This window comes from Halovivax ruber XH-70 (genome assembly GCF_000328525.1).
GTDB lineage: Archaea > Halobacteriota > Halobacteria > Halobacteriales > Natrialbaceae > Halovivax > Halovivax ruber.
The window spans coordinates 836405-860939 of record NC_019964.1 but is presented as its reverse complement, the minus strand read 5'-3'; the positions used below and the strand labels follow the sequence as shown (position 1 = coordinate 860939).

The following is a 24535-nucleotide window of genomic DNA, read 5'->3' as shown; positions in this document are numbered from 1 at the left end:
CGCGGCCACCCGAGACCGTGACCCGACGGGCCGCATCGGTCCCCGCTACGGAGCCGAACCACGCACGGCGAGCGGTGTGTATCCTCCAGGCGAGCCTCGGTGTGCTCGTCTGTCTCGCGGCCTGCATCACCGGCGCACCCATCGGGACCGCAACCGACGGTGGTGGTCATGGAGCCGTTCAGACAGTGAGTATACCCGGGCTAGCTGACTCGAGTCCGATCGTCGAGCGATCGCTTCGGGCCAGCGTCGCATCGACCGGTGGACCGAACTGCAGCGTCGTGACGAACAGCCACCGCCACCGCGCTTCGTCACCCCGGATCGTCGAACTCTACCCGAACCCACCGACGGACGGTAACGTCGGCGAGTACGTCGTCATTCACCGTCCGAACGGAAGCACGCCGCTCACCCTCTCCGACGGGTACACCACCGCGCGAGTACCGACCGATCGACCGGCCGGGCGCGTCGCCGTCAGCCTCGATCCGAACGTGACCCGGAAGCTCACCGACTACCCAGTCGTCGAGCTACAGGACCATCTCAGACTTGCTGCAGATGGAGAGACGCTCACCCTGTCTGGCCCGAACGGGACAGTCGACCGAGTCATCTACGACGACGCACCCGAGGGAGCAATCTGGTACCGAACAGGAACGCCTGACGGCGCCACGACGTCGACCTCGTCGCAGGCGATTCGCCGCGGCGAGTGGTGGTCACAGGGACGAACGTGCTACCCTGTTTCCGCGTTCGACGTCGACGACGCGACGACGTTCGTCCTCCCCGACTCGCCGACGGCCGTCACCGGGACCCTCGCAGGTGCGAACGAGCGGATCCGACTGGCTGGCTACACCTTCACGGACAGCGACGTCCAGCAGGCACTCCACGACGCGATCGATCGGGGCGTCGACGTCGAGATTCTCGTCGAGACGAGCCCAGTCGGCGGCCTTCCCGAGGCGACGCGTCCCCTGTTGACGGAACTCGAGCAAGCTGGCGCGACCGTCCGCACGATCGGCGAGGACGGCGATCGGTACGGCTTCCATCATCCGAAGTACGCCGTGGTCGACGACACCGTCCTCGTGACGACGGAGAACTGGAAACCGGCCGGCGTCGGCGGCGAGTCGAGTCGTGGCTGGGGCGTCGTCGTGTCCGACCCCGAGCTGGCCGACGCGCTCGGCGACGTGTTCGACGCCGACGCGAGCGGACGCGACACAGCCACCTGGGCGGAGCGACTCCCGTCGCTAGAGTTCGTCGACGACGGGGCGCCAGAATACGCCGAGACGGATACCAGTCAGTCGTTTCCGGAGAGACATAAGCCCGCAGTCGCCGACGTCGACGAGGTCGAACTCCTCCTCGCCCCCGACAACGCCGGCACACGGCTCCGAGAACTGATCGACGGCGCCGACGAATCCATCCAGATCGTCCAGGTTGACGTCGGCGAACCCGACTTCGTGTTGCTCGAGGCGGCGCTCGCTGCGGCTCACGACGGCGTCGACGTCGACCTGCTGCTCGACGGGTCCTGGTACGTCGCCGAGGAGAATCGCGCGCTCGCCGACCGCCTCGACGCCGCCGCGGCGAACGAAGACATTCCGCTCGACGTGCGTCTCGCAGACGGGGGCGACCGGTTCGAGAAGATTCACGCGAAAGGAGTGATCATCGATGGCGAAACCACCGTCCTCGGGAGTGTCAACTGGAACGACAATTCGCTCACCGAGAATCGCGAGGTGGCGCTGGTCCTCCACGGGACGGAACCCGCAGCGTACTACGCGTCGGTCTTCGAGAGAGACTGGAGCGACGGGTCGGCGTGGTCACTCCCGGTTTCGCTCGCCCTGGCCGTCCTGGCCGGACTCGCCGGGGCGCTGCTGCTCGGTCGGCGCTACATTCGGTTCGACGACGGACCGGCGGCGACTGGACCGGCCCGTGAGACGCCACCGCAGGCCGCGACGCCAGTGACGATCGAGCGTCGGGACCGGACCGACAACGACCGAGAGGGCGATACGCCACCCGACGATCGGCCCCCACCTGCCCCTTAACTGCTACAGTGAGACAGCCCGCCGCCTACCACCTGGCCGATCGAATCGATCCCATGCACGATCAGTCGACTGACCGCTGGGATGGCTCCGTCCCACGCCCCGTAGATCTCCGCTTGCTCGCGGTCGTCGGAGGACTCGCCGCGCTCGCTGCATCGGTCAACGTTCCGTTCGGTGGCCTCCCACTCGCCGTGGTCGCCTTCGGAATGCTCGCGACCGGTGGCGTTCTCGCACACCTTCGCGGGCGCCACCGCCTCCACCGGATCACGAGCGGACTCGCCGAGCGGTGGGACGAGGACGGAACCGGCGTCGAGGCGGTCGAACTCGCGGCTGGCCGAACACGAACGACCTGGGTCGTCAGGACCGCCGCTGGCCCGGTGACCATCTCCGGACTCGCCCTCGCGCCGGTGTCGAAGGTCGCGATCGAGTGGCGTGGGACGACGGACGTGCTTCCGGCCGCCGACGCCGAGGACCGGCTCGACACGCTCGCGACGTCGTGGTTTCGGGAAGTCACCGACGGGACTGCGACCGTCACCGGCTGAGCCACTCAGGTCGTGAGGACGTCGCCAGCCGGAGGGGAAACAGGCAGATTATTCATCTCGAAGAATATGGTCGACGATCGCGGTCGAATCGCCGTCGAGTGCCGACTTGACGAGGAGGTGGCCACCGAGTTGTGAGGGGCTGATAACCGAGTCTGCACCCGCACGCTTCAGTTTCTTCACATTTTCACGGTCCGTGGCTGCGGCGACGATCCGGGCGTCGGGACGGAGTTCGCGGGCGGTCAGGATCGCCAGCGCATCGGTGGCATCGTCGTCCGTTGCGACGACGATCGCCAGTGCCCGATCGACGCGAGCGCGTTCGAGTGGTGCTTCGTCGCTTGGATTGGCGGACAGGACCGGCACGCTCTCGTCCAGCGAGAGTGACTCACCAACGTCCGGGTCGCGAGAGACGACGGCGAACGGCGTCCCAGCGTCGGCGAGTTCGTCGATGATCGATTCGGTCAGGTCCCCGTGGCCGAGCACGAGGACGTGGTCGTCTAACGTCTGCAGTTGTGAGTCGGTCATCTTTCCGAGGGTTTTCGAGATGCGGGCCTGGATCGCGGGCCCGACGAGGGCGCCGATCGCGATACCGAAACTGGCGACACCGAGAACGAGGACGGACATGGTAAAGAGCAGCCCCTGAGTCGAAGCGCTATTCGGCGTAATGTCACCGTAGCCGACGGTGCTCGACGTGATCAAGGTGAAGTAGAAGGCGTCGAGGATCGTGTCGATGCCGTCGAAGTGTTCCCGGAGGTGGTAGCTCCCGATCGTGCCGTAGGCCTGGACGGCGACGAGTGCGGCGCCGGCCGCGAGCTGGGTGGTCGCCAGCGACAGGCTAGCGTCGAATCGCTCGCGGGTGAGGAGTAGCACCGGAATCGTACACAGTGAGAGGACGATCAGGGGAGCGGAGTACGGACTCGACTGCAAGAAGCCCTGGGCGGCCGTCAACGGCATGAGCAACAGCGTCGCCCACCAGCCGGCGCGCAGGCCGCGACGGAGAGCGAGCACGCTGGCGACGATCACGAACCCGGTGAGCGCGCCGGTGAAGCCGGCAGCCTCCTGGACGGCCTCCGGAACGTACGGGGCGCCCTGGGCCGTGACCGCCCCGGTACCGATGTTGAAGAACGCGGTCGCGATCGACAACACCGCGACCGCCAGCGCGAGTCCGACAGTGCCACGCGTCGTCAACAGGTACCGCCAATCCGTCGGAGCGGGCGGCCCGTCGGTCTCGTCGCGCATAGCCACTGCTGGGACGGGGACGCTGATAAATCCAGCCGATGCCGGTCGATTCGCCGAACGTAATACGATCGTAGTCGCAGTTGCGAATTCGGTTGCAACGACACTCGCGGTCGGGAGAGCTAGCTCAGCAGGTCACCCGCTCGAACACGCGGACCATCTCCGGTCTGATCACGATCGTCGCCGTCTCGGTCGCGAAGCGAACCTCGCCTGGATCGCGCGACGTCTCGTCTGGACGGGTCGCGAACAGCGCATCGAGGGCGTCCGGATCGATGAACTCGTACAGCGGCGTCTCCATCGACGTCGGCGAGCAGCCCTCGAACTGGGCGAGGGCTTTCGCGACGGCGACGCTCGGTGGTTCGTCGGTCGATCGACTGTACTCCACCCACCCACGGCGCATCCCCAGCTTCGGGCCGCAGTCAGTAGTATTGGCCTCTCTCATGTCTCTCTGCCGTCTGTCCGACGGGCTAGATACACCGCCAACGACCGCCCCCTTATCGCTTCCGTCAGACACCGAGGGGTGAGAACCCCGTGCGTGAGTATATCACCCATCCACGTGGGTAGCCGTCTCTCTGCCCTTCGCGACAGTTTACATCTCACAGTCGGCAAGCAGCGACTCGAGCCGCTGTGGAGAGAGTGACGACTGGGCACCGACCGTCCTGGTGGCGAGCGCACCGCAGGCGTTTCCGACCCGGAGCGCCCGTTCCACGTCACCGTCCTGTAACCAGTTCGTGAGAAAGCCGGCGACGAACGCATCGCCTGCACCCGACGTATCCGTCGTATCGACGTCGAATCCGGCGTGACGATAGGTTGCGTCGGGGGCGTGGACGACCGCGCCGTCGTCGCCGTCCGTGACGACGACAGTCCGTTCGCCGAACGCCCGTTCACCGGCCGCAGTGGCACGGACGGCGTCGGCCTCCCGGCTCGAGAGAAAGAGCACGTCGACCAGGTCGATGGGAGCCTCGATCGAGCGCTCGGTGAGTTGCCGACCGGGATCGTAGCTGACGGACACGCCCGCCTCGGCAGCCAGCGACGCGATGGCCCCCGTCGTCTCCGGGCGATTGCCCGTGAGGTGAACGTGGTCTGCCCGCCGAACGAGGACAGGATCGACGTCCGACGGGCCGACAGCTTCGTTCGCGCCGTCGTCACCGAGGACGGAGACGGCGCCAGATTCGTCGACCACGAGGTACTTGCGAGCGGTCGTCGCGTCGGGAATCCGTCGAATTCCCGTACAGTCCACGCCAGCCCCCTCGAGGGTCGCTACGGCGTCACGGCCGCACTCGTCGTCACCGACGCTCCCGATCAGGTCGACGTCGACGCCGAGTCCGGCGAGCCCGACCGCGACGTTCGCAGCGCTCCCACCGCATCCACAGTGTCGGTCACGAATCGTCGCCTCACCGTCGACGGGAGGAAGCGAATCGACGCGGAGGGTAACGTCCCAGTTGACGTGGCCAGCGACGAGACAACGGCCCATTCACCACGGAGGACGGCCGCTCCGGTCTTAGGTGTCCCGCCCACTCACACTGGGTGGGAACGGGCGCTGGCTGGATCAGAGGGGATGAAAACGGTGGCTGACTGGAAACGAAGAGCGCGACCGCCTCAGCCGGAGATCGTGAACAAGAGCAGATTGTGAACGCCAGGGCCGAGCCCCACGGCAGCGACGAAGCCGAGCGCGATGCGACCGGCGCGTGGACGATCCCGGACCAGGTCGGCGAACAGCCAGACGACGACGAGTGCGAGCGTCAGTTTCACCAGGACGAACAACCAGCCGGCGCCGATATACTCGGCCGTGGGGAGACTCCCGGCCAGTTCGAGGACGGCCGTCGAGAGTGGAACCTGTTCACCGGCACCCAGCACGTCGTAGCCGATCGCCGTGGACGTCCCGTCTAACACCTGGGCAAAGCAGACCAGGGCGCCAGTGAGACCGGTGATGGCGGCGACCTCCGTCGCCCAGAGACTCAGTGCGAGCCAGCCGATCGCCGTGACGATGCCGGTGATCACGACGGCGACGACCGGCCAGAACGGGGCGAACGTCCCGCTCTCGATTCCGGTCATGATCGCGGCGGTCGCGAAGACCGACAGGAACGCCGTTCCACAGATGCCGACGAACCGGGGAATCGACCGGTAGAGCCCGCCCGCGTGGAGGATATTCGCCACGATCCAGATGAATCCCGCAAGGATCGCCGTCGTGACGTAGACACTTGGCGCCTCGAACAGCGGCGCGATCGGCTCCGGGAACGCACTGATCGGGTCACGTCCCAGCACGTACAGCGTCGACCCGAACATCATCCACGGGGTGAAGGCGAGGACCGTGCGGTCGGTCACGGGCGGGTCGATCGCCCACAGCAGCGCGCCGACGCCCGCAACCCCGAGCAGTAACACCACGGTGAAATACCACGGTGGTATCGCGAATCCCTCCGGCAGTACCATGCACTAACAGGTACATAGCAGGGTCAAACAAGTTGCGGTTACGACCGATCGGTGTCGATGACCGTCGATCGTCGCGTCCCACTCCGTCGAACCGGCTACGAAGAGTCCATCCCCATCCGACCAGTGGTGAGTTTTCACCGGCCTTCGCGGACGATCCCCTCGGCTTTTGGTGGCTCGGGGAGAGGCCCCGACCATGGACCGCACGACGCTCGCCCCACGGATCGACCACACCGTTCTCGGACCGGAAACGACGGCGTCCGAGGCACGACGCATCTGTCAGGAGGCAGTCGACTACGGCATGAATGCCTGTCTCCCACCGTGTTACCTCCCGGACGTTCGTGAAACGTTCCCCGACCTCACGATTGCGACGGTCGTCGGCTTTCCGCACGGACAGCAAGCGCCGGCCGTGAAAGTCGAGGAGGCCGTCGCCGCCTGGCGTGCCGGCGCCGACGAACTGGACGTCGTCTGTAACGTGGGCCGACTCCTGTCGGGAGACACCGAATCGGTCACGGACGAACTCGCCGAGGTCGTCGCCGCCGTCCCGATCCCGGTGAAGGTGATCGTTCAGGCGCCGCGGCTCACGCCCGACCAGCTACGTACCGCCTGTGAGGCCGCCGTCGAGGCCGACGCCGCGATGGTCAAAACGGCGACCGGATTCGCCGACGGTGGTGCGACCGTCGAGGACGTCCGTCTCATGGCCGAATACCTCCCGGTCAAGGCCAGCGGCGGGATCGGCTCCTACGACGATGCGATGGCGATGATCGAGGCCGGTGCCGAACGGATCGGGGCCTCGAGCGGCGTCGCGATCGTCGACGGCGCACCGTCGGAAGCCTAGTGGCCGTACTCGGGGAAAACGGACGAGAAAAACGGACAGCAGGTGATCAGTCGTCGAGCGGGGCCGCACTCGAGAGGGCTTCGTCGATCGGGGCATCGGCCATCTTCTCGACGAGCGCGTCGATGACCTCCTCGCGCTTGCCGCGGACGAACTTGATCGAGCCGACGACGAGGTGCCCGCCACCGGAGATACCGGCGCCCGGAACCTCGGCTTTGAGTTCGGCGACCATCTCGGGAATGTCCAGTCGGACGCCGTCACTGCGGAGGACGGCGAAGTCTGGACCGTAGCCCACCGTGATGACCGGATCGCCGGTCTCCTCGACCTGCACGTCGTGGATCTCGCCGGTCGTCTTGCCCGGGGCAGGGTAGGTAAAGCGATGGGTGTAGTTCTCGACGTCGATTCGGTAGAGGTGGGCACCGTTGTCGAGTGACTCGTGTTCGAGGTGGGGCGTCGCGTCGTCGAGCTGTGTCTGAATCGCCTCGGTGGCGTTCGACTCGAGCGACGAGACCACGGCCTGGTGATGGTCGGGGTCGGTGTCGATCCCGAGGACGTCGGTGATCAGCGGTGTCCCGGCGCTGTAGCGGAGCCAGTGGGCCGCGTAGTCAAGCGCCTCGCTGACGTCGCGGAGGTGGTCCTCGTCGTAGCCCGCCTCGACCGCCAGGTCGATGTACTCGCCCATGGCGTCGGCTTTCGAACGGTCGGCGAGCCCGGCGACCGCAGGCAGGTGCTCGATCTCGTCGGACAGGTCGGGGTAGATCATCCGGGCGAGTTCGACACAGAGCATCCCGGTCGTGATCCGATAGTCCTCGTCGTGGAGGTACGGGTTCACGTGGGCGTCGAGCAGGTCCTCGACGGCGTCGGGGTCAGGGTGGTGGTGATCGATCGCCAGGATCGGGATGTCGTAGTGAGCGAGCGTCTCGTAGGAGGGGACGTCCTCGGCGGTCGACCCGTTGTCCAGCATCAACAACATGGGGAGTTGCTGGCCGTGTTTGTCCCGGTCCTCCAGCGCGAACGTGAGGTCGCGCGTCGAATCTTCGAGTTCGTAGTACGGCGCCTTCGACGGCAGGCGTTTGAAGAGGTGACGCGGGGCCTCGGGCGACTCGTGGACGTCGGCGATGAAGCGCTCGAGGGCGAGCTGGAGCGGCACTGCGGCGCACATTCCGTCGCCGTCGGCGTGGTGACGCACGCGGATCGGGCGCCCTTCCAGGACGGTCCGGCGCAGGGTTCGGGCGACCTCGGCCAGTTCTTCGCGGAGCGGCTCGAGTGCGGGCCAGTCGATGAGCGGGTCGACCTCGTGTGGCGCAGCCCGTTCGTCCCGGGCACGCTGCAGTCGGTCTCTGGCGTCCGTCGCGTCCTCGCCGTCGAGAACGGTGAGTCCGTCGACCTCGAGCTGGATCGCGTCGTTTCGGCGTTCGACCGTCGCGTTGATGCGGGCGACGTCGCCGACGTCGACGGCGGGGAAGGCCCGAACGCCGGCTTCTTCGAAGGCTGCGGCCGGGACGACGCCGTGTTCGTCCGCGACGTGGAAGATCGTCGGTCCGCCCGTCTGTTTGATCTGGACGATCTCGCCCTCGACGTGGATCTGCTCACCGAGGTTCGCGTCGAGTCGATTCGTCCCGGTCAGTGAGACGTCGTGTTCGACGGCGACGAGTTCGTACTCATCGACGTCGGCGGGGGCGAACGAGAGGTCGCCGTTGTCTCTGACCGTCTCCAGTTCGACGACCAATTCGTCGTCGACGCGGTACGTTCCTTCGAGAACGGATTCGTGGATCAGTCCGGAAACGTGCTCCGAGAGATCGACGAAGATACCGTAGTCGACGATACCGTTTATCTCCGCGAGATACGGCGTCTCGGGCTCGACCTCCTCGGCAGTACACTCCGGGTCGAGCTCGTAGACGACCGACTCGCGTGGCTCGCCGGCGTCGCCGGCGGTCTCGCGTGTCATCGTTGCCGGTCGTTTGCGACCGTCGCGTATAACCCTTATCAAGCGCCTTTCCGGAGCGCCACAGCTCGCCGGCCTCGACCTGGGCACCCCATCTCCACCCAGCCTCACGAATCACTACCACGGCGAGAGACCGGCCCGGCCGGACCAAGAGATCGGGCCAATCGGGCTGACAGCCCGGCTATTCAGGCTCACGGCCGATAGGGTCGCCACTACACTTTTGGACCACTGCATCGAATCCGGGCCATGAGTCGTCTCACGGGGCCAGCCACCGAGTCGGACCCGATATCGGACGACGACCCGGTCACCAGGGTCATCGTACACGACCGCGAGCCGGGAGCGGGAGACGACCTCGCGGCAGCGCTCGAGGAGCAGCGACCGGACCTGTCCGTCGACTTCGAGGCTAGCCCGGAAACCGTGTGCGAACGACTCCGATCCGAATCCGTCGGGTGCATCGTCCTCGTTTTCGACGGATCCGAGCAGACAGACGCGAGTGCGTCGACGTCGACTGACGACCTCGTTTCGTCGACCGTCCTCGAAGCTGCGAGCGAGGATCGACCGGCCGTCCCGGTCGTCCTGTACGGTCGAGCGATATCGAGTGGCGTTGCGGCCACCGCCATCGAGAACGGGGTGACCGACGTCCAGCGCGTCCCGGCGGGCGAGTCGGCCGATCGGTTCTTGCACGACGGCGAGGACACGGCCGCCGACGAGGTCACACCCATCGGCGAACTCGCCAGTCGGATCGCGTCACACCTCGAGCATCGTCAGCAGGTCGCGACGACGGTCGACGAGCGCGATCGGCTCGAATCGATCGCCGCGCGATTTCCTGGTATCGTCTACAGATGTCGGGCGACGACCGAGTGGCCGATGGAGTACGTCACCGGCGAAGCCGAACGGCTCACCGGCTACACCACAGCCGAACTCGTTTCGGGTGCCGTCAGCTGGGGGAGTGACGTCATCTATCCTGACGACCGCGAACGCGTCGCCGACGTGATCTTCGAGGAACTCGAATCGACGGGTACCTTCGAGTTCACCTATCGGATCACGACCGCAGACGGGACGACGAAGTGGGTCTGGGAGCGCGGCCGCCAGATCGAGCCCGCCCCCGACGCCACACCGCGACTTCAGGGATTCATCATCGACGTCACCGACAGGCGCGAGCGAGCCGACCAGTTACAGGTCATCAGCCATCTGCTCCGCCACAACCTCCGTAACGACATGACTGTCGTCCGCGGCTATACCAGTATGATCGCCGAGGAGAGCGTGGGGTTCGAAGAGGAGACGATGGCGATGCTCGATCGGATCGACGGCCTGCTGACGACCGTCGACAAGACACAACCGATCGTGGACGTGCTAACGACGCCGCACGACCGGGAGTACGTTGCGATCGACAGTGCGATCGAACGAGCCATCGCGATCGTCGAATCGAGACACGACGTCACGCCCACGGCAGTCACGATCGAGTCGGCGACGGTCGCGGCGATTCCCGAACTCGAACGCGCGTTCGTCGAGGTGCTCGAGAACGCCGCAATTCACACTGGTGACGAAGCGCCCTGGATCGCCATCCGGACCACGGTGACCGACGAGACGGTCGACGTCGCGATCGCCGACGAAGGGCCCGTGATCCCGGACATGGAACGCGACGTCCTCACCGGCGAGCGGACGCCCGAACCGCTGTTTCACGGAACCGGGCTCGGCCTCTGGCTCGTCGAACTGATCGTCCGGCGCTCCGGCGGCTCGCTGGCCTTCGACGAGACGGCAGACGGCGGCAACGTCGTCACGCTGACGCTCCCCCGGCTGGAGTGAACCGCCTCCCGGCCGGGCCACCAGTGGCGTCCGCATCCGGAACGTTTAGCAACGGCAAGCACGGAGGGACGGGCATGGGGCTGCTCTCCGGGCTCTTCCGCTCGAGCGAGATTCTCGGGATCGCCGAGGAGACCCTCGAGTTCGTCCTCGAGTCCTCCGAAGCGACGCACCCGAACGAGTACATGGGCTTTCTCAGAGGGACCGAGGCGAGCCGACTGGGGCTCGACCGGGACGGGCTCGTCATCACCGACGTGCTCGTGATCCCCGGGACCAGCCAGAACAGCGTGAGCGCGACCGTCAAGACGAACTCGATCCCGAACGACACGAAAGCGCTCGGGAGCGTCCACTCGCACCCGAACGGCGTCTTGCGACCGAGCCAGGCCGATCTGGGCACGTTTACGCGCGGATCGGTCCACGTCATCATCGGTGCGCCGTACGGGCGCCACGACTGGCAGGCGTTCGACTCGGACGGGAAGCCGACGACGTTGCACGTCATCGACGTCGAAGTCCCCGACGAGGACGACTTCTTTCACTTCACCCAGGAAGACATCGACGAGGAACTCAAATGGAACTGAGCGACGGCGACGAGACGGACGGCAGTATCGACGGAACGTCGGCAGGCAGCCGGGACACCTCCCGGGCAGCGGATCGGGACGACGACCAGACAGCGGATCGGGGCGGCGACGGCGACCCCGACGGAACGCTCGTCGTCGCCCAGGGAACCTTCGACATTCTCCACCCCGGGCACGCCCACTACCTGCGCGACGCAGCCTCGATGGGCGACGAACTGGTCGTCATCGTCGCGCGGCGCTCGAACGTCGATCACAAGGCCCAACCGATCTGCCCGGCGACACAGCGACGGGACGTCGTCGACGCACTGGCACCGGTCGATCGGGCCATCCTCGGCCACGAGTCGGACATCTTCGTGCCCATCGAGGAACTCGATCCGGACGTGATCGCCCTCGGCCACGACCAGCACCACGACGAGGACGCCCTCGCCGAGGAACTCGCCGGACGGAACATCGAGTGTGAGGTCCGCCGGGCCAGCGGGGTCGAACCGGCGGACGACGAACTCTACTCCAGCCGGCAGATCGTCGAACGGATTCTCGAGCGACGCGGGTGAACCGTCGGCGAACACCGCCAGGGAGCCGAGACTGTCACGTTCTTCGTACGACCAGCACGATCACGCCGACGACGAGCAACCCGATCCCCCACCACAGCGAGTCGCCTGGCAGGCCGATCAGTGCGAGGGTGACGAGTCCCGAGGAGACGAGGGACCAGCCGATAGTCGTTCGATAGCTCATTGTCCGTCCTTCACCGTCGAGCAAGGTAGAAGGCAGGGGGAGTTCGCAGGTACTGAGTCGGCGTCGACGGAAGACGGCGGAGAACGGGACTCGACTCGATTTTACGTGTGAAAACGGTCAGGGCTTCAGAGGGAGCCGGCGTCGACGAGTCGCTCGACGCCCTCGCGGAGGCGCTCCTCGCTGGCGGCGTAGGAGAGACGAGCGTAGCCGGGTGCGCCGAAGGCGCTGCCGGGGACGGTCGCGACGTGGGCGTCTTCGAGTGCGCCTTCACACCACTCGGTATCCGGTGACTCCACAGGTAGCATCATGTAGAACGCACCGTCCGGCGTCGGCACGTCGACACCCGCGTCGGCGAACAGGTCGAGCAGGAGGTCGCGACGCTGCTCGAAGGCGTCGACCATCTCGTCGACGGCCGCCTCGGTTTGCTCGAGCGCCTCGACGCCGGCGTGCTGGACGAAGTTGGTGGCACAGGAGACCGAGTGGCTGTGGAGTTTGCCCGCCTGGTCGACGAGTTCCTCCGGCCCGGCGAAGTAACCCAGCCGCCAGCCGGTCATCGAGTAGGCCTTCGAGAAACCGTTGACCGTCACGGTGCGCTCGGCCATCCCGTCGAGCGAGCCGAGGCTGGTCGGGTCGGTGTCGTAGGTGATCTCGCCGTAGATCTCGTCGGCGACGACGGTGACGTCGTGCTCGACGGCGAGGTCGCGAACGCCCGCCAGCGCATCGTCGGTGTAGACGGCGCCCGTCGGGTTCGACGGGGAGTTGACGATCAGCAGCTCCGTCGAGTCGCTGATCACGTTCTCGAGGTCGGGAAGGGCCGGTTCGAGGCGGAAGTCGTACGGCGAGAGATCGACGCGGACGAGTGAGCCGCCGGCGAGTTTCACCATCGCCTCGTAGGAGACCCAGGCGGGGTCGAGCAGGACGACCTCGTCGCCGTCGTCGACGAGCGTCTGGGTGATCTCGTACAGCGACTGCTTGGCACCGGGGGTGACGATCACGTTCTCGGGCCCGTGATTCAATCCGTCGGCCTGCAGTTTTTCAGCGATCGCTTCACGGAGCTCGGGAATCCCGTTCGAGGTGGTGTAGCCGGTGTGGCCGGCGTCCATGGCCGTCTGCCCGGCGTCGACGACGTTCTCGGGCGTGGGGAAGTCGGGTTCGCCGACGCTCAGGTCGACGACGTCGGCGCCCTCGGCCTCGAGTTCTGAGGCGAGCGCCGAGATGGCGAGCGTTGCGGACGGTTCGACTCTCGTGACGCGATCTGCGTAGTGCATGGGCATGGAGCTGGTGTGGTGGGTGGCGTTCGGTAGTCAAGGATCGGGTAGTTCGGCGAGCAGGTCGAGTGCGCCGTCGACTGCGCTCCGTGCGTTCTCGACGCGTTCTCTGGCTTCGGCGGCGGACATCCCCGGTCCGGTGACGCCGAACGTGACCGGCGTGTCCCGTTCGAGACTCACGTCGGACAGGTGCTGGGCAGTGGCGTCCGTGATCACCTGATCGTGGTCCGTATCGCCGGTGATGACCGCCCCGATGACGGCGACAGCGTCGATCTCGTCGCGACGCGCAAGTCGGTCTGCCGCGAGCGGCGCGTCGTAGACGCCAGGCACCGAGACGGCCGAACCGACCGTGGCACCGGCGTCGTCGGCGGCCTCGCGGGCCGCCGCCTCCATCTCCTCGGTGATCGGCCGGTTGAACTGCGCGACCACAAGTCCGAGCGTGGGCATACGCGAGGAGTCACGTGGACTGGTAAAAGAGGTACCGTTCTCGTTCGATCTCGTCGCTCACGATCGCCGTCGGCAGCCCCGGTTCGGTGTCGACCGAATCAGGCTGGGTTCTTACACGTCCGTGACTTCTCGTATTCGCGCTTCGCACGCTCGTAGGCGTGTCGCTTCTTTTTCAGTTGCTTTTTGCTCACCTTGCCCTTCTCGTATTGCTTCTTGTACTTCTCGTACTCGCGTTTTGCGCGCTTGTATTCGCGCTTTTTCTGCTTCTTGTGCTTCCCATCCTCTCCCTTCCCCCCATCGTCGGGTTGCTTCGTGAACATCAGGACATCGCCGTAGACGACCGTATCGCCCACCTGAGCGACCGCTCGGAACTCGTAGGTCGTTCCCGTCTCGAGGTTCGTCGCCGTCGCGCTGAACGGCCCGGGTTCGGTGAGGACCTGCTCGCCGGTAAACGTCCACACCTCAGTTCCCTCGACGCGATACAGGAAGTAGACGGTCACTTCCTCCGCACCCTCGAGTTCGAGCAGTTTGCCGTTGAGCGTGGCCGTCGAGCCGTTGACCTCAGTCGCTGGCTTCGTCTCGACCGCTAGATCTTCCGGCGCCAGTTTGGTGAACGAGAGGGTCGCTCCGAGGAACCGGTCGCCGTTCGCGACCATGACCGCCCGGAACTCGTACGTGGCTCCGAGTTCGAGGCCGGCGATTTCGGCGCTGAAGTCGCCGGGCGCGTCGGGTGTCTGGGACTCGGTAGCCATCCACTCGTCCGCACCGAGTTCGCGCCACTCGAAGAAGACGTCCACCGCTTCGTAGTCCCCGAGATCGAGCAAGTTGCCGTTGAGCACGGCCGTCGAGCCGTTGATCTCCGTCGCTGGCTGTGTCTCGACGCTGGGGACGCCGGCCTCAGCTTTGGTGAATTCGACGATCGTTCCTTCATCGCGCTCGCCGTTGGCCACGACGACCGCCCGGAATTCGTAGGTGCTGCCGGGCTCGAGGCCCGCGATTTCGGCACTGAAGTCGCCAGGCGCGTCGAGCGTCTGCATCTCTGTGGCGATCCAGTCGTCCGTTCCGAGTTCACGCCACTCGAAGAAGACGTCGACCGCATCGTAGTCGCCGAGATCGAGTAACTCACCGTTGATCGTGGCCGTCGAGCCGTTGACCTCGGTCGCCAGCTGGGTTTCGACGATGGGTGCGCCGGGTTCGGCTTTGGTGAACGAGAGAACGGCCCCCTCGTCGCGTGTGTCGTCGGTCACTGCGACCGCCCGGAATTCGTAGGTGCTTCCGGGTTCGAGACCCGCAATCTCGGCGTCGAACTCGCCAGGTGAGTCGAGCATCTGCGTCTCGGTCGCGGTCCACTCGTCCGCGCCGAGTTCGCGCCACTCGAAGAAGACATCGACGTCGTCGTAGTCACCGAGATCGAGCAGTTCGCCGTTGAGCGTGGCGGTCGAGCCGTTCACCTCGGTTGCCGGTGACGTAATGACCTCCGGGACGCCCGGCACCGTCTTGATAATGCGAAGCGTGGCCCCTTCGACCCGTTCGCCGTTGGCCAGCCCGACCGTCCGGAACTCGTACGTACTACCGGGTTCGAGGCCCGCGATTTCGGCGTCGAAGTCGCCGGGCCCGTCGAGCGTCTGAGGCGTGGTAGAGATCCAGTCGTCAGCGCCGAGTTCGCGCCACTCGAAGAAGACGTCGACGTCGTCGTAGTCGCCGAGGTCGGTCAACTCACCGTTGAGCGTCGCCGTCGAGCCGTTAACGTCCGTCGCCGGCGTCGTGACGACGTCGGGGACGTCCGAGTCACAACTGATGGCGAGCGTCGTGATATCGAGCCCGATCGCGACGTTGTCGGTCTCGAGCGTGTACGTTCCGTCCGCGAGATCCCCCCACGTCGCCGACCCGCCGGCGGGAACCTCCATCGTCTCCTCGTACGCATCGGGACCGGTGACGGTCACCATCACCGAGACGTCGTTGGGGTTCGTTACCGTGATCTCCCCGTCCTCGTCGACGCACGCCGAGTCCACCTGCAGGTCGACGAGATCGCAATCGCACCCGGTAACCGTCGCCATCTGAAGGTTGACATCGGTCTGGGCGTACAAGCAGCCGTCCACCGTCGCATCGGTGAGCACGTCGATCGCCGTCTGGGCCAGCACGATCCCCGCGAAGTCCGCGTCCGTGCCGATCTCGACGCCGGGACCGCCGGCGACCACCCAGACGATGTTTTCGGGCTGCGCGCCCCCTTCCAGATTGACGGTCACCCCGCTCGCCACGCTGAGACCGCCCGCGACCTGGAAGATCCAGGTGTCGTCCGGACCACCGTCGAGGGTGATATCTCCGTCAATCGAGAGGCCGGTATCCCAATTGTACACGCCTGGAGTCAGTGTTTCTCCGTCAAGATTGCCGCCGCCTAAATTTGTAAAGTCCGGTGGGACGCGGCCGTATGCATCAGTAAATGCGGTTTCCATATCGCTCACCGCAGTCGTTAACCTGGATGGGGTCGGCTCCGAATAATCGGCCGCGTACACCCGTCCGTCCACCTGCGTCGACGTCGAGTAAACGCCGGACCCGTCCAGCGTCAACGAAAACCCAGTTATGGCGGTCGACGCAATCGGACTCACGCCGATATCCCCCGCCACGTCGGAATTAGGAACGCTCGATATCCCGGATTTGGCCAGGATCGAAAAGTCACAGGCCGTCCCGAGATCGACCGGTGCCGGACCGTCTTGTTGGATTTGAACCTGGGTCGGGGGCGTGTCGCCTAGATCGCTCCCTTCCTGAGCGGCACCCAGACTACCGGCGAGACCAGCTGTGAGCAGCCCACTCGATATGACCACACGTCTTCTGGAGGGGGTAAAACCCATATCTGGTGGCCATTAGTGTATCATATTGTTAATGCTGAGTTGGACCCACTCGAGCGACGTCATAATTTGCCTAGTCATTCTTCGAATTCAACTGTCAACAATAGTCCGCCACACGAAACGGCCGAACCAGCATGTAGTCAGAGCGGATACAGCATTACGTGGATATTTCGCTCCCGATAATCCACAGACACATCGAGACGTGAGAGCGTCGAAACAGATGTAACGGGAATGCCAGACGGACGATTCAGGAGGCCGTTTGAATACATCTACCATTCGTCCATCGTTCCGTACACACCGTCCGACGCGTGGCAGGCGGTGAGAGGCGTCGGACGGTCGCCACGGGAACGCCCCGGTCCGAACCGAGTGAGAATTCTTAAGCGCCAACCGCCGAAACGGCCATCCAATGACGACGCTACGGACGCCAGGACCCACGCTCGGGGTCGTCGGTGGGGGACAACTCGGACGGATGCTCGGCGAGGCGGCGGCGCCGCTCGGCGTCGAGTTGGTCGTGCTCGATCCGACGCCCGACTGCCCGGCCGCCCCCGTCGCCCGGGACCAGCTGATCGCCGATTTCGACGACGAAGCGGCCATCCGCCGACTCGCCGAACGCTCGGACGTCCTCACGTTCGAGATCGAACTGGCCGATCAGGACGCGCTGGAACGGGTGAGCGCCGAGACGGGCGTGCCGATCCACCCGAAGCCGTCCACGCTGCGAACGATCCACGACAAACTCGTCCAGAAACGCGAACTCGAGGACGCGGGGATCCCCGTCCCGCCGTTCCGTGCGGTCGAGGACGCCGCGGACATTCGCGAGGCGATCGACGACTACGGTGCCCCGGTCATGCTGAAGGCCCGCACCGGCGGCTACGACGGTCGCGGCAACGTCCCCGTCGAGTCGAAAGCCGACGCCGAGGACGCCCTGGACGCCGTCGCCGGTCCCGCCATGGTCGAGTCCTTCGTCGACTACACGCGCGAAGTGAGCGTCATCGCCGTGAAGGGTGCGACCGACGAATCGGCTGGCGAGACCGACGACGGTGCGAGCGGATCTGGCGCAACCGAGGTGGCGACCTTCCCCGTTGGCGAGAACGTCCACCGCGAGGAGATCCTCCGCGAGACGATCGTCCCGACGCGATCGAGCGACGCGGCACGGGAGCGGGCCCGAGAGGTCGCGCTGGACGTCCTCGACGTGATGGACGGCCGCGGTGTCTACGGGATCGAATTCTTTGAAACGCAAGATGGGGAGATACTCCTGAACGAGATCGCTCCACGCCCGCACAACTCCGGCCACTGGACCATCGAGGGTGCCGAGACCTCACAGTTCGAACAGCACGTTCGCGCCGTGCTGGGGTGGGCGTTGGGCTCCACGACGCTGCGATCCCCCACCGTGATGGCCAACCTGCTCGGCGACGTCGAGGAGGCGAAACCCGCCGCACTCGCTAACGTCGACCGCATTCACGAAACCGACGGCGCCCACCTCCACTGGTACGGGAAGGCCGAGACGCGGCCACTCCGAAAAATGGGGCACGTGACGGTGACCGGGACCGATGGCGACGACGTCGAGACGCTGCTCTCGCGAGCAACCGAGCTTCGGGATACCGTGACGTTCGAGTAATCGTTCTCTGCTCTCGCGTTCGCCGTAAATCCGTCCCAACGCGGAACCCGTACCTTTCATTGCCTTTCCCTGTCGAACCGTTCGTATGAGCGAGAGTGCCGTCTCCGAGTTGATCGACCGGCTCCACGACGAAGCCACGCAGGATCGTCCGGCCGCCGAAACACCAGACGTGGGGATCGTCATGGGGAGCGACTCAGACCTCGAGACGATGCTGAAGGGTGGCCGTCGCCGCGGCGCCTACGACGCGTTCGTCGACGAACTCGGCTTCGCCGAACAGACGGATTTCGAAGCGCCACCGGGGGAGCGCTTCACCTTCGAGACGTACGTCACCTCGGCCCATCGCACGCCCGACCTGATGACGGCCTACGCCGAAACGGCCGAAGACAGGGGCCTCGAAGTAATCATCGCGGGCGCAGGTGGCAAGTCGGCCGATCTGCCCAACATGACCGCCTCGATCGCCTACCCGCTGCCGGTGATCGGCGTCCCCGTTCAGGAGAAGTCAGTCGATTCGGTCATCGGGATGCCGACGGGCGCGCCGCTGGTCGCCGTCGACGCCGGCAAGTCGTTCAACGCGGCGCTCTCCGCGGCACAGATTCTCGCCCGCCAGCACGACGAGATCCGCGACCGGCTCGTGGCGTACCACGACGAGCTCCGCTCGGGAGTGGGAACCGTCTCCCGCGACCTCCACGACCACGGCACCGAGGCGTTCGCCGCCGATCGCGAGGAGTAGGTCCCACAACCGCGACGTGAACCCGTCCCGCCGATAGGATCGACGGAGCGTGCCGAACGGGACCGAATCAGTCACACACGACCGTCTCAGGGTTTGAGAATCCTTATATAGGGTTGTACCCAAGCCAAACGCGAGATGAGTACCGCGTGGATAGCGATTAGTGCGATGGCCCTCATCGGGGTCGGCTTGCCGATCGGCATGATCACGTTGTCGAGCCTGCTCCGGCCGAGCGTCCCCGAAGACGGCAAACGCCAGACCTACGAGAGCGGGGAGATCCCGACCGGCGGAACGCGATTTCGCTTCAACGTCCAGTACTACATGGTTGCTCTTTTGTTCGTTATTTTCGACGTTGAAACCGCGTTCATCTTCCCCTGGGTCGTCACCTACCGTGACGCCCTCGAAGGCGAGCCGACGGTGGTCGCCGTACTGGCCCCGATGCTCGCATTCCTCGCCATTTTAGTCGTCGGGCTGATCTGGGCCTGGCGTAACGGCGCCGTCAGCTGGGCGCGTAGTGAGTCAACCGACTGGCGATCGACACAGAACCAATGAGTTCACACGACACCTACGACACGACAGGGCCGCGAGACGTCGCGTCGAAGACACAGCAGGCCCGAATGGGAGACACCGACGACCGGTTCAACTCCCGCCTTCGGGAGCTGTTCGGGTCGACCCCCTTCATCCTGACCAAGTTCGACGCGTTCCTGAACTGGGCGCGCAGTTCCTCCATGTTCGTCCTCCAGTTCGGTATCGCCTGCTGTTCGATCGAGATGATGGGGACGTACATGCCGGGACACGACCTGGACCGCTTCGGAACGGGCGTTCCCCGTGCTTCGCCCCGACAGGCGGACCTGCTGATCGTCCCGGGAACGATCGTCTCGAAGTTCGGCCCGCGGATGAAACGCCTCTACGACCAGATGCCCGAACCCAAGTTCGTCGTCGGGATGGGCTCGTGTACGATCTCCGGCGGTCCCTTCCAGGAAGGCTACAACGTCGTGAAGGGCGCCGAGGAGATCATTCCGGTGGACATCCACGTCCCCGGCTGCCCGCCACGACCCGAGGCGCTGATCTACGGCATCCGGAAACTCCAGGATCGCGTCCAGCACGGTGAATCCGCCCCGGTCACCGTCAAACCCTACGAGCTAGAGGAGTTCGGCGACCTCGATCGCGACGAGGTCGTCCGCGAGCTCGCGAACGATATCGACGAGGAGACCCTCGTCATGCGGTACAACTGGGGTGACTCACCGTGAGTCTGGAAGCGTCCCGGCACGAGGATCCGCTCGCACGAACGGACGACCGGGAGTCGCTCGAATCGATCCTCGGCGATCACGCCATCGGCTGGGAAGAACACGTCAACGCCCAGGGTGTCGTGATCCGACCGGACGAGGTGCAGTCGGCGCTGCGAGCACTACGCGACGAGGGCGGCTTCGACCACCTCTCGGCCGTCACCGCTCAGGAGTACGCCGACCGCTACGAGAGTATCTACCACCTGTCGAAGTACGACGACCGGACACAGGAGGTCAGCGTCGTCGTGCCGACGACCAAAGAGGAGCCGGTCAGCCAGAGTGCGGACGCCGTCTACCGCACCGCCGACTGGCACGAGCGCGAGGCCTACGACCTCGTCGGGATCGAGTACGAAGATCACCCCGACCTCCGACGGATCCTCCTGCCGGAGACCTGGCAGGGCCACCCGCTGGGGCTCGACTACGATCAGGACAAACCCCAGCTCGTCAGCCTCTCTGAACACGCCAACCCGATCGCCGAGCACCACCACGACGAGGAGGGAGAGACGATGTTTCTCAACATCGGTCCCCACCACCCGGCGACCCACGGTGTGCTCCACCTGAAGACGGTGCTGGACGGCGAGACGGTCGTCGACGTCGACCCCGACATCGGCTACCTCCACCGCTGCGAGGAGCAGATGTGCCAGCAGGGGACCTATCGCCACCAGATCATGCCCTACCCCGACCGCTGGGACTACGTCTCCGCCGGCCTCATCAACGAGTGGTCCTACGCCCGGGCGATCGAGGACATGGCCGACATCGAGGTACCGGAGTACGCACAGGTCATCCGAACGATGGGGGCGGAACTCTGCCGGATCGCCGCCCACCTCATCTCGATCGGCGCGTTCGCACTGGACGTCGTCGGCGACTTCACCGTCACCTTCCAGTACGCCTGGCAGGATCGAGAGGACGTCCTCAACATTCTCGAGGACCTCACCGGCCAGCGGATGATGTTCAACTACTTCCGTCTCGGCGGGGTCGTCTGGGACCTGCCGGAACCGCGCGAGGACTTCTTCGAGTCCATCCGGACGTTCCTCGACAGCTTCGAGGGCTCGGTCGACGAGTACCACGACCTGCTGACGAACAACGAGATCTTCCAGCGTCGGTGTATCGGCACCGGCCATCTCGACGCGGAAACCGCGAAGAGTTACGGCGTCACCGGCCCCGTCGCCCGTGGCTCCGGCATCGACTACGACCTGCGCCGCGACGACCCCTACGGCTACTACGAGGAACTCGACTGGGACGTCGCCGTCCAGGACGAAGGCGACAACTACGCGCGCATGCTCGTTCGCATGCAAGAACTCGAGGAGTCGGCGAAGATCGTCGACCAGTGCGTCGACATCCTGGAAGACTGGGACGAAGACGACCGGGAGATCCAGTCGAACGTTCCCCGAACCTTGAAGCCTGACGCCGACGCGGAGGTCTACCGGGCCGTCGAGGGAGCCAAGGGCGAACTCGGCATCTACATTCGCTCCGACGGTTCCGACAAACCGGCGCGCTTCAAGATCCGAAGCCCGTGTTTCAGTAACCTGCAGGTGCTGGGCGAGGCGGCCAACGGCGAGTACGTCGCCGACCTGATCGCCACGCTCGGCAGTATCGACGTCATCCTCGGGGAGGTGGACCGGTAATGTCGCCCCAGACAGTGGCGACGGCCATGCCGCTCCCCGACGCGATCAGCGACCTGGTCGGACTCGGCGATTTCGGCTTGATCGGCCAGGCGATCACCGCGTTCGTCGCCGCGTTCCTCATCGCGAACGTGTTGCTCGTGATGGCGGCGTTCGCCGGCCCGTGGGGCAAGCGAAAGATCTTCGCGGACTTCTCGGATCGCTACGCGATCACCGAACACGGGCCCTGGGGCCTGTTCATCATCCCGGCGGCTGCGGTCCAACTCATGTCGAAAGAGCTGATCGTGCCGAAGGGAGTCGACCGGCCCGCCTGGGACATTGCACCGATCATCATGGTGTTCTCCGCGCTCTTCGGGTTCGCCGTGATCCCGATGGGCAGCGGAATTCACCTCGCCGACCCCGAAGTCGGCCTGCTCTTTGCGTTCGCGATCGCCTCGCTGTCGACGCTCGGCATGATGATCGCGGGCTACGCCTCCGACAACAAGTACGCGCTGATGGGCGGCCTGCGTGCGACCGCACAGAACATCGCCTACGAGATTCCGCTGATCGTCACCGGCGCGTCGGTGATCCTCTACACCGGGTCGTTGCAGATGAGCGAGATCGTCGCGGTACAGGCCGAGACGCTCGTCCAGCTCGGGCCGGTCTCGATCCCGGCCTGGTTCGCGTTCGTCAACCCGTTCGCGTTCGTCCTGTTCCTCGCGGCGGGGATGGCCGAGGTCGGCCGGAACCCGTTCGACGTCCCGGAGGCCCCGACCGAGATCGTCGCCGGTTACCAGACCGAGTACTCGAGCATCTACTTCGTGCTCGTCTACCTCTCTGAGTTCCTGCACATCTTCCTCGCCGGCGCGATTATGGCGACGCTCTTCCTCGGCGGCCCGGCAGGGCCCGGTCCGGCCGCGCTGGGAATCGTCTGGTTCCTGGCGAAGGTCGTGGCGTTCTTCCTGCTGACCCAGTGGTTCCGGACGGCGATGCCCCGCGTCCGGATCGACCAGCTGATCGAGATCGGCTGGAAGGGACTGCTGGTGCTTTCGTTCGCGAACCTGCTGCTGACGGCAGGAATCGTGGGGGTGTTCTTCGCATGATCGGACTACTCAAATCACTGGCGACGACGATGAAGCACGCACTGGACGGCGAAGTGTACACCGTGGCCTACCCCGACGAGGTGCCGAAGGTCTCGCCGCGCTTTCGCGGCGTCCACAAGTTCAGCCAGGAACGCTGTATCTGGTGTCGTCAGTGCGAGAAGGTCTGTCCGAACGACACCATCCAGATCGTGATGGACGACAAGCGAAACGGCGAGCAGTACAACCTCCACATCGGCCAGTGTGTCTACTGCCGGCTGTGCGAGGAGGTCTGTCCGACCGACGCCATCCTGCTGACCCAGAACTTCGAGTTCACCGGAGATACGAAGTCCGAACTCGTCTACAACAAAGAACAGCTCAAGGCCGTCCCCTGGTACAAGGACATCGACCCGCTGGAGGTGCGCGAACCCGACCGTGGCGGCTGGGTCGGTGAGGGCGACGGGGAGGTGGACTACCAATGATGGAGACCGCCGCCTTCGCCCTGTTCGCCGCCGTCACGCTGACCAGTGCGGCCGGCGTCGTCCTGTTCCGGGACCCCTGGCACTCAGCGCTCATGCTCGGCGTCTCGCTGCTCTCGGTGGCCGTCCACTACGTGATGCTCACCGCCGAGTTCCTCGCGGTGATCCAGGTGCTCGTCTACGTCGGTGGCGTCCTCGTGCTGATCTCCTTCGCCGTCATGCTGACCCAGGCCGGTGAAACACCGCCGGAGACGGCGACGGGAGACGGGGAGGTGACCGGCCGATGAGCCGACCACGACTCGTCTCGCTGAGTTCACGGCTCGTGCCCGGGCTCCTCGCGTTCGCCCTGTTCGGCGTGTTCGCCGCCGTCGTCGTCGGCACCGACTTTACCGGCTACGTCGGCTTCCCCGAGGACCTCTCGGTCACCGCCGAGATCGGCTACGCACTGTTCGACTTCACCGAACTGCAGGAGACGAACACGGAGTCGTTCCTGGTCTCGTTCATCCTGATCGCGATCGTCCTCGACGCGGCGCTCGACGCCTCGCTCGTGCTCGCGACGCGCGAAGGCCCCGACGAGTCGGTTCGCCCGAGCGCGTTCGACGGCCCGTCGACCGGTTCGACCGGCGACACCGAGGCAGACGGGACGGCCGCGACCGACGGTGGTGCGGTTGACGGAACGACGGAGACCGACGGCAAACCGGCATCCGAGGCCGAGGAGCTCGTCGCCGAGATGGAAGGCGACGAGGACGACGCAGACGAGGGAGGTGACGAGGCATGATGGCCATCGAGGGCTACGTCCTCCTCTCGGCCGGGCTGTTCTGCATCGGACTGTTCGGCATCCTGACCCGGCGCAACGCACTCATGTTCCTGATGGCCATCGAGCTGATGGTCAACGCAGCCGTGATCAACCTGATCGCGTTCGCGCTGTACCACGGCACGCTGTCCGGACAGGTGTTCGGGCTGTTCGTCCTCGGACTCGCGGCCGCGGAGGTCGCGATCGGCCTCGGGATCATCCTGGTACTGTATCGAAACTTCGGGACGATCGACGTCTCGGTACCGACGACGATGAGGTGGTAA

At 65.4% G+C, this 24535-nt stretch carries 25 protein-coding genes; 16 read left to right on the top strand and 9 right to left on the bottom strand.

Annotation, left to right across the window (positions count from 1 at the left end; all coding sequences use genetic code 11):
• Positions 1 to 17: 17 nt before the first annotated feature.
• Both HALRU_RS03960 and HALRU_RS03955 read left to right on the top strand, forming a co-directional pair.
• A complete protein-coding gene (locus HALRU_RS03960) occupies positions 18 to 2021 on the top strand; it encodes a phospholipase D-like domain-containing protein (protein ID WP_015300117.1) in 2004 nt (667 codons plus the stop codon).
• 8 nt (positions 2022 to 2029) lie between these two features.
• On the top strand, positions 2030 to 2560 hold the full coding sequence (locus tag HALRU_RS03955) for a hypothetical protein (RefSeq protein WP_245547787.1): 531 nt from the start codon (positions 2030 to 2032) through the stop codon (positions 2558 to 2560).
• A gap of 48 nt (positions 2561 to 2608) precedes the next feature.
• Here HALRU_RS03955 and HALRU_RS03950 read toward each other — a convergent pair whose 3' ends face one another.
• The 4 genes from HALRU_RS03950 to HALRU_RS03935 form a co-directional block, all read right to left on the bottom strand.
• Positions 2609 to 3796, bottom strand: a complete 1188-nt coding sequence (locus tag HALRU_RS03950) for an NAD-binding protein (RefSeq protein ID WP_015300115.1) — start codon at positions 3794 to 3796, stop codon at positions 2609 to 2611.
• 124 nt (positions 3797 to 3920) lie between these two features.
• On the bottom strand, positions 3921 to 4235 hold the full coding sequence (locus HALRU_RS03945) for a HalOD1 output domain-containing protein (protein ID WP_015300114.1): 315 nt from the start codon (positions 4233 to 4235) through the stop codon (positions 3921 to 3923).
• 147 nt (positions 4236 to 4382) lie between these two features.
• Positions 4383 to 5267, bottom strand: a complete 885-nt coding sequence (locus HALRU_RS03940) for a carbohydrate kinase family protein (protein WP_015300113.1) — start codon at positions 5265 to 5267, stop codon at positions 4383 to 4385.
• Positions 5268 to 5392: 125 nt separating this feature from the next.
• Positions 5393 to 6223, bottom strand: a complete 831-nt coding sequence (locus HALRU_RS03935) for a DUF63 family protein (protein WP_015300112.1) — start codon at positions 6221 to 6223, stop codon at positions 5393 to 5395.
• Between the two features lie 193 nt (positions 6224 to 6416).
• Between HALRU_RS03935 and deoC the strand changes: the two genes are divergently transcribed.
• Positions 6417 to 7058 (top strand): deoxyribose-phosphate aldolase, encoded by a 642-nt coding sequence (gene deoC, locus HALRU_RS03930; RefSeq protein WP_015300111.1) that lies wholly within the window; start codon positions 6417 to 6419, stop codon positions 7056 to 7058.
• A 46-nt stretch (positions 7059 to 7104) separates the two neighbouring features.
• Here the strand turns inward: deoC and HALRU_RS03925 are convergent, their stop codons facing one another.
• Positions 7105 to 9003 carry a DHH family phosphoesterase gene (locus tag HALRU_RS03925; protein WP_015300110.1) on the bottom strand — a complete coding sequence of 633 codons (1899 nt, stop codon included), beginning with the start codon at positions 9001 to 9003 and terminating at the stop codon, positions 7105 to 7107.
• Between the two features lie 243 nt (positions 9004 to 9246).
• Here HALRU_RS03925 and HALRU_RS03920 point away from each other — a divergent pair, with 243 nt between their 5' ends.
• The 3 genes from HALRU_RS03920 (at position 9247) to HALRU_RS03910 (ending at position 11929) form a co-directional block, all read left to right on the top strand.
• Positions 9247 to 10806, top strand: coding sequence for a PAS domain-containing sensor histidine kinase (locus HALRU_RS03920; RefSeq protein ID WP_015300109.1), 1560 nt, complete (start codon positions 9247 to 9249; stop codon positions 10804 to 10806).
• A 74-nt stretch (positions 10807 to 10880) separates the two neighbouring features.
• Positions 10881 to 11381 (top strand): Mov34/MPN/PAD-1 family protein, encoded by a 501-nt coding sequence (locus tag HALRU_RS03915; RefSeq protein ID WP_015300108.1) that lies wholly within the window; start codon positions 10881 to 10883, stop codon positions 11379 to 11381.
• Entirely contained in the window at positions 11372 to 11929 is a 558-nt protein-coding gene (locus HALRU_RS03910) for an adenylyltransferase/cytidyltransferase family protein (RefSeq protein WP_015300107.1), read from the top strand. Before HALRU_RS03915 ends, HALRU_RS03910 begins: the two co-directional genes overlap by 10 nt.
• 34 nt (positions 11930 to 11963) lie before the next feature.
• On the opposite strand, the gene HALRU_RS15570 is transcribed toward HALRU_RS03910, so the two are convergent.
• The 4 genes from HALRU_RS15570 to HALRU_RS03895 all read right to left on the bottom strand — a co-directional run bounded on the left by HALRU_RS15570 (position 11964) and on the right by HALRU_RS03895 (position 16674).
• Positions 11964 to 12110 (bottom strand): hypothetical protein, encoded by a 147-nt coding sequence (locus tag HALRU_RS15570; protein ID WP_015300106.1) that lies wholly within the window; start codon positions 12108 to 12110, stop codon positions 11964 to 11966.
• Positions 12111 to 12235: 125 nt separating this feature from the next.
• Positions 12236 to 13384, bottom strand: coding sequence for a pyridoxal phosphate-dependent aminotransferase (locus HALRU_RS03905; RefSeq protein WP_015300105.1), 1149 nt, complete (start codon positions 13382 to 13384; stop codon positions 12236 to 12238).
• 30 nt (positions 13385 to 13414) lie between these two features.
• Complete coding sequence (gene ribH / locus HALRU_RS03900; RefSeq protein WP_015300104.1) at positions 13415 to 13825, bottom strand: 6,7-dimethyl-8-ribityllumazine synthase; 411 nt, start codon at positions 13823 to 13825, stop codon at positions 13415 to 13417.
• A gap of 98 nt (positions 13826 to 13923) precedes the next feature.
• The gene (locus tag HALRU_RS03895) at positions 13924 to 16674 is read right to left on the bottom strand and encodes an ice-binding family protein (RefSeq protein WP_015300103.1); all 2751 of its coding nucleotides are present in this window, start codon (positions 16672 to 16674) and stop codon (positions 13924 to 13926) included.
• A gap of 403 nt (positions 16675 to 17077) precedes the next feature.
• Between HALRU_RS03895 and HALRU_RS03890 the strand changes: the two genes are divergently transcribed.
• From HALRU_RS03890 to nuoK, 10 genes are all read left to right on the top strand, one after another.
• Positions 17078 to 18286, top strand: coding sequence for a 5-(carboxyamino)imidazole ribonucleotide synthase (locus HALRU_RS03890; protein WP_015300102.1), 1209 nt, complete (start codon positions 17078 to 17080; stop codon positions 18284 to 18286).
• Positions 18287 to 18371: 85 nt separating this feature from the next.
• The gene (locus HALRU_RS03885) at positions 18372 to 19016 is read left to right on the top strand and encodes an AIR carboxylase family protein (protein WP_015300101.1); all 645 of its coding nucleotides are present in this window, start codon (positions 18372 to 18374) and stop codon (positions 19014 to 19016) included.
• A gap of 135 nt (positions 19017 to 19151) precedes the next feature.
• Positions 19152 to 19565 carry an NADH-quinone oxidoreductase subunit A gene (locus HALRU_RS03880; protein WP_015300100.1) on the top strand — a complete coding sequence of 138 codons (414 nt, stop codon included), beginning with the start codon at positions 19152 to 19154 and terminating at the stop codon, positions 19563 to 19565.
• Positions 19562 to 20263: an NADH-quinone oxidoreductase subunit B gene (locus tag HALRU_RS03875; RefSeq protein ID WP_015300099.1), complete on the top strand. Its 702-nt coding sequence runs from the start codon at positions 19562 to 19564 to the stop codon at positions 20261 to 20263. The genes HALRU_RS03880 and HALRU_RS03875 overlap by 4 nt, the downstream gene beginning before the upstream one ends.
• A 2-nt stretch (positions 20264 to 20265) precedes the next feature.
• Positions 20266 to 21924 carry an NADH-quinone oxidoreductase subunit D gene (locus HALRU_RS03870; RefSeq protein WP_394294994.1) on the top strand — a complete coding sequence of 553 codons (1659 nt, stop codon included), beginning with the start codon at positions 20266 to 20268 and terminating at the stop codon, positions 21922 to 21924.
• Positions 21924 to 23003 (top strand): complex I subunit 1/NuoH family protein, encoded by a 1080-nt coding sequence (locus HALRU_RS03865; RefSeq protein WP_015300097.1) that lies wholly within the window; start codon positions 21924 to 21926, stop codon positions 23001 to 23003. The genes HALRU_RS03870 and HALRU_RS03865 overlap by 1 nt, the downstream gene beginning before the upstream one ends.
• Entirely contained in the window at positions 23000 to 23461 is a 462-nt protein-coding gene (locus tag HALRU_RS03860) for a NuoI/complex I 23 kDa subunit family protein (RefSeq protein WP_007698540.1), read from the top strand. Before HALRU_RS03865 ends, HALRU_RS03860 begins: the two co-directional genes overlap by 4 nt.
• A complete protein-coding gene (locus HALRU_RS03855; RefSeq protein ID WP_007698542.1) occupies positions 23461 to 23745 on the top strand; it encodes an NADH-quinone oxidoreductase subunit J in 285 nt (94 codons plus the stop codon). The genes HALRU_RS03860 and HALRU_RS03855 overlap by 1 nt, the downstream gene beginning before the upstream one ends.
• Positions 23742 to 24236 carry a hypothetical protein gene (locus HALRU_RS03850; RefSeq protein WP_015300096.1) on the top strand — a complete coding sequence of 165 codons (495 nt, stop codon included), beginning with the start codon at positions 23742 to 23744 and terminating at the stop codon, positions 24234 to 24236. Before HALRU_RS03855 ends, HALRU_RS03850 begins: the two co-directional genes overlap by 4 nt.
• Positions 24233 to 24535: an NADH-quinone oxidoreductase subunit NuoK gene (nuoK, locus tag HALRU_RS03845; RefSeq protein ID WP_015300095.1), complete on the top strand. Its 303-nt coding sequence runs from the start codon at positions 24233 to 24235 to the stop codon at positions 24533 to 24535. Before HALRU_RS03850 ends, nuoK begins: the two co-directional genes overlap by 4 nt.

Coding starts and splice junctions, on each gene's coding strand:
- HALRU_RS03855 (WP_007698542.1), top strand. CDS start 23,461: ATGGAGACCGCCGCCTTCGCCCTGTTCGCCGCCGTCACGCTGACCAGT.
- HALRU_RS03875 (WP_015300099.1), top strand. CDS start 19,562: ATGAGTTCACACGACACCTACGACACGACAGGGCCGCGAGACGTCGCG.
- HALRU_RS03910 (WP_015300107.1), top strand. CDS start 11,372: ATGGAACTGAGCGACGGCGACGAGACGGACGGCAGTATCGACGGAACG.
- HALRU_RS03945 (WP_015300114.1), bottom strand. CDS start 4,235: ATGAGAGAGGCCAATACTACTGACTGCGGCCCGAAGCTGGGGATGCGC.
- HALRU_RS03940 (WP_015300113.1), bottom strand. CDS start 5,267: ATGGGCCGTTGTCTCGTCGCTGGCCACGTCAACTGGGACGTTACCCTC.
- HALRU_RS03950 (WP_015300115.1), bottom strand. CDS start 3,796: ATGCGCGACGAGACCGACGGGCCGCCCGCTCCGACGGATTGGCGGTAC.
- HALRU_RS15570 (WP_015300106.1), bottom strand. CDS start 12,110: ATGAGCTATCGAACGACTATCGGCTGGTCCCTCGTCTCCTCGGGACTC.
- HALRU_RS03905 (WP_015300105.1), bottom strand. CDS start 13,384: ATGCCCATGCACTACGCAGATCGCGTCACGAGAGTCGAACCGTCCGCA.
- HALRU_RS03890 (WP_015300102.1), top strand. CDS start 17,078: ATGACGACGCTACGGACGCCAGGACCCACGCTCGGGGTCGTCGGTGGG.
- HALRU_RS03880 (WP_015300100.1), top strand. CDS start 19,152: ATGAGTACCGCGTGGATAGCGATTAGTGCGATGGCCCTCATCGGGGTC.
- HALRU_RS03895 (WP_015300103.1), bottom strand. CDS start 16,674: ATGGGTTTTACCCCCTCCAGAAGACGTGTGGTCATATCGAGTGGGCTG.
- HALRU_RS03925 (WP_015300110.1), bottom strand. CDS start 9,003: ATGACACGCGAGACCGCCGGCGACGCCGGCGAGCCACGCGAGTCGGTC.
- nuoK (WP_015300095.1), top strand. CDS start 24,233: ATGATGGCCATCGAGGGCTACGTCCTCCTCTCGGCCGGGCTGTTCTGC.
- HALRU_RS03920 (WP_015300109.1), top strand. CDS start 9,247: ATGAGTCGTCTCACGGGGCCAGCCACCGAGTCGGACCCGATATCGGAC.
- HALRU_RS03885 (WP_015300101.1), top strand. CDS start 18,372: ATGAGCGAGAGTGCCGTCTCCGAGTTGATCGACCGGCTCCACGACGAA.
- HALRU_RS03915 (WP_015300108.1), top strand. CDS start 10,881: ATGGGGCTGCTCTCCGGGCTCTTCCGCTCGAGCGAGATTCTCGGGATC.
- HALRU_RS03850 (WP_015300096.1), top strand. CDS start 23,742: ATGAGCCGACCACGACTCGTCTCGCTGAGTTCACGGCTCGTGCCCGGG.
- deoC (WP_015300111.1), top strand. CDS start 6,417: ATGGACCGCACGACGCTCGCCCCACGGATCGACCACACCGTTCTCGGA.
- HALRU_RS03865 (WP_015300097.1), top strand. CDS start 21,924: ATGTCGCCCCAGACAGTGGCGACGGCCATGCCGCTCCCCGACGCGATC.
- HALRU_RS03935 (WP_015300112.1), bottom strand. CDS start 6,223: ATGGTACTGCCGGAGGGATTCGCGATACCACCGTGGTATTTCACCGTG.
- HALRU_RS03860 (WP_007698540.1), top strand. CDS start 23,000: ATGATCGGACTACTCAAATCACTGGCGACGACGATGAAGCACGCACTG.
- ribH (WP_015300104.1), bottom strand. CDS start 13,825: ATGCCCACGCTCGGACTTGTGGTCGCGCAGTTCAACCGGCCGATCACC.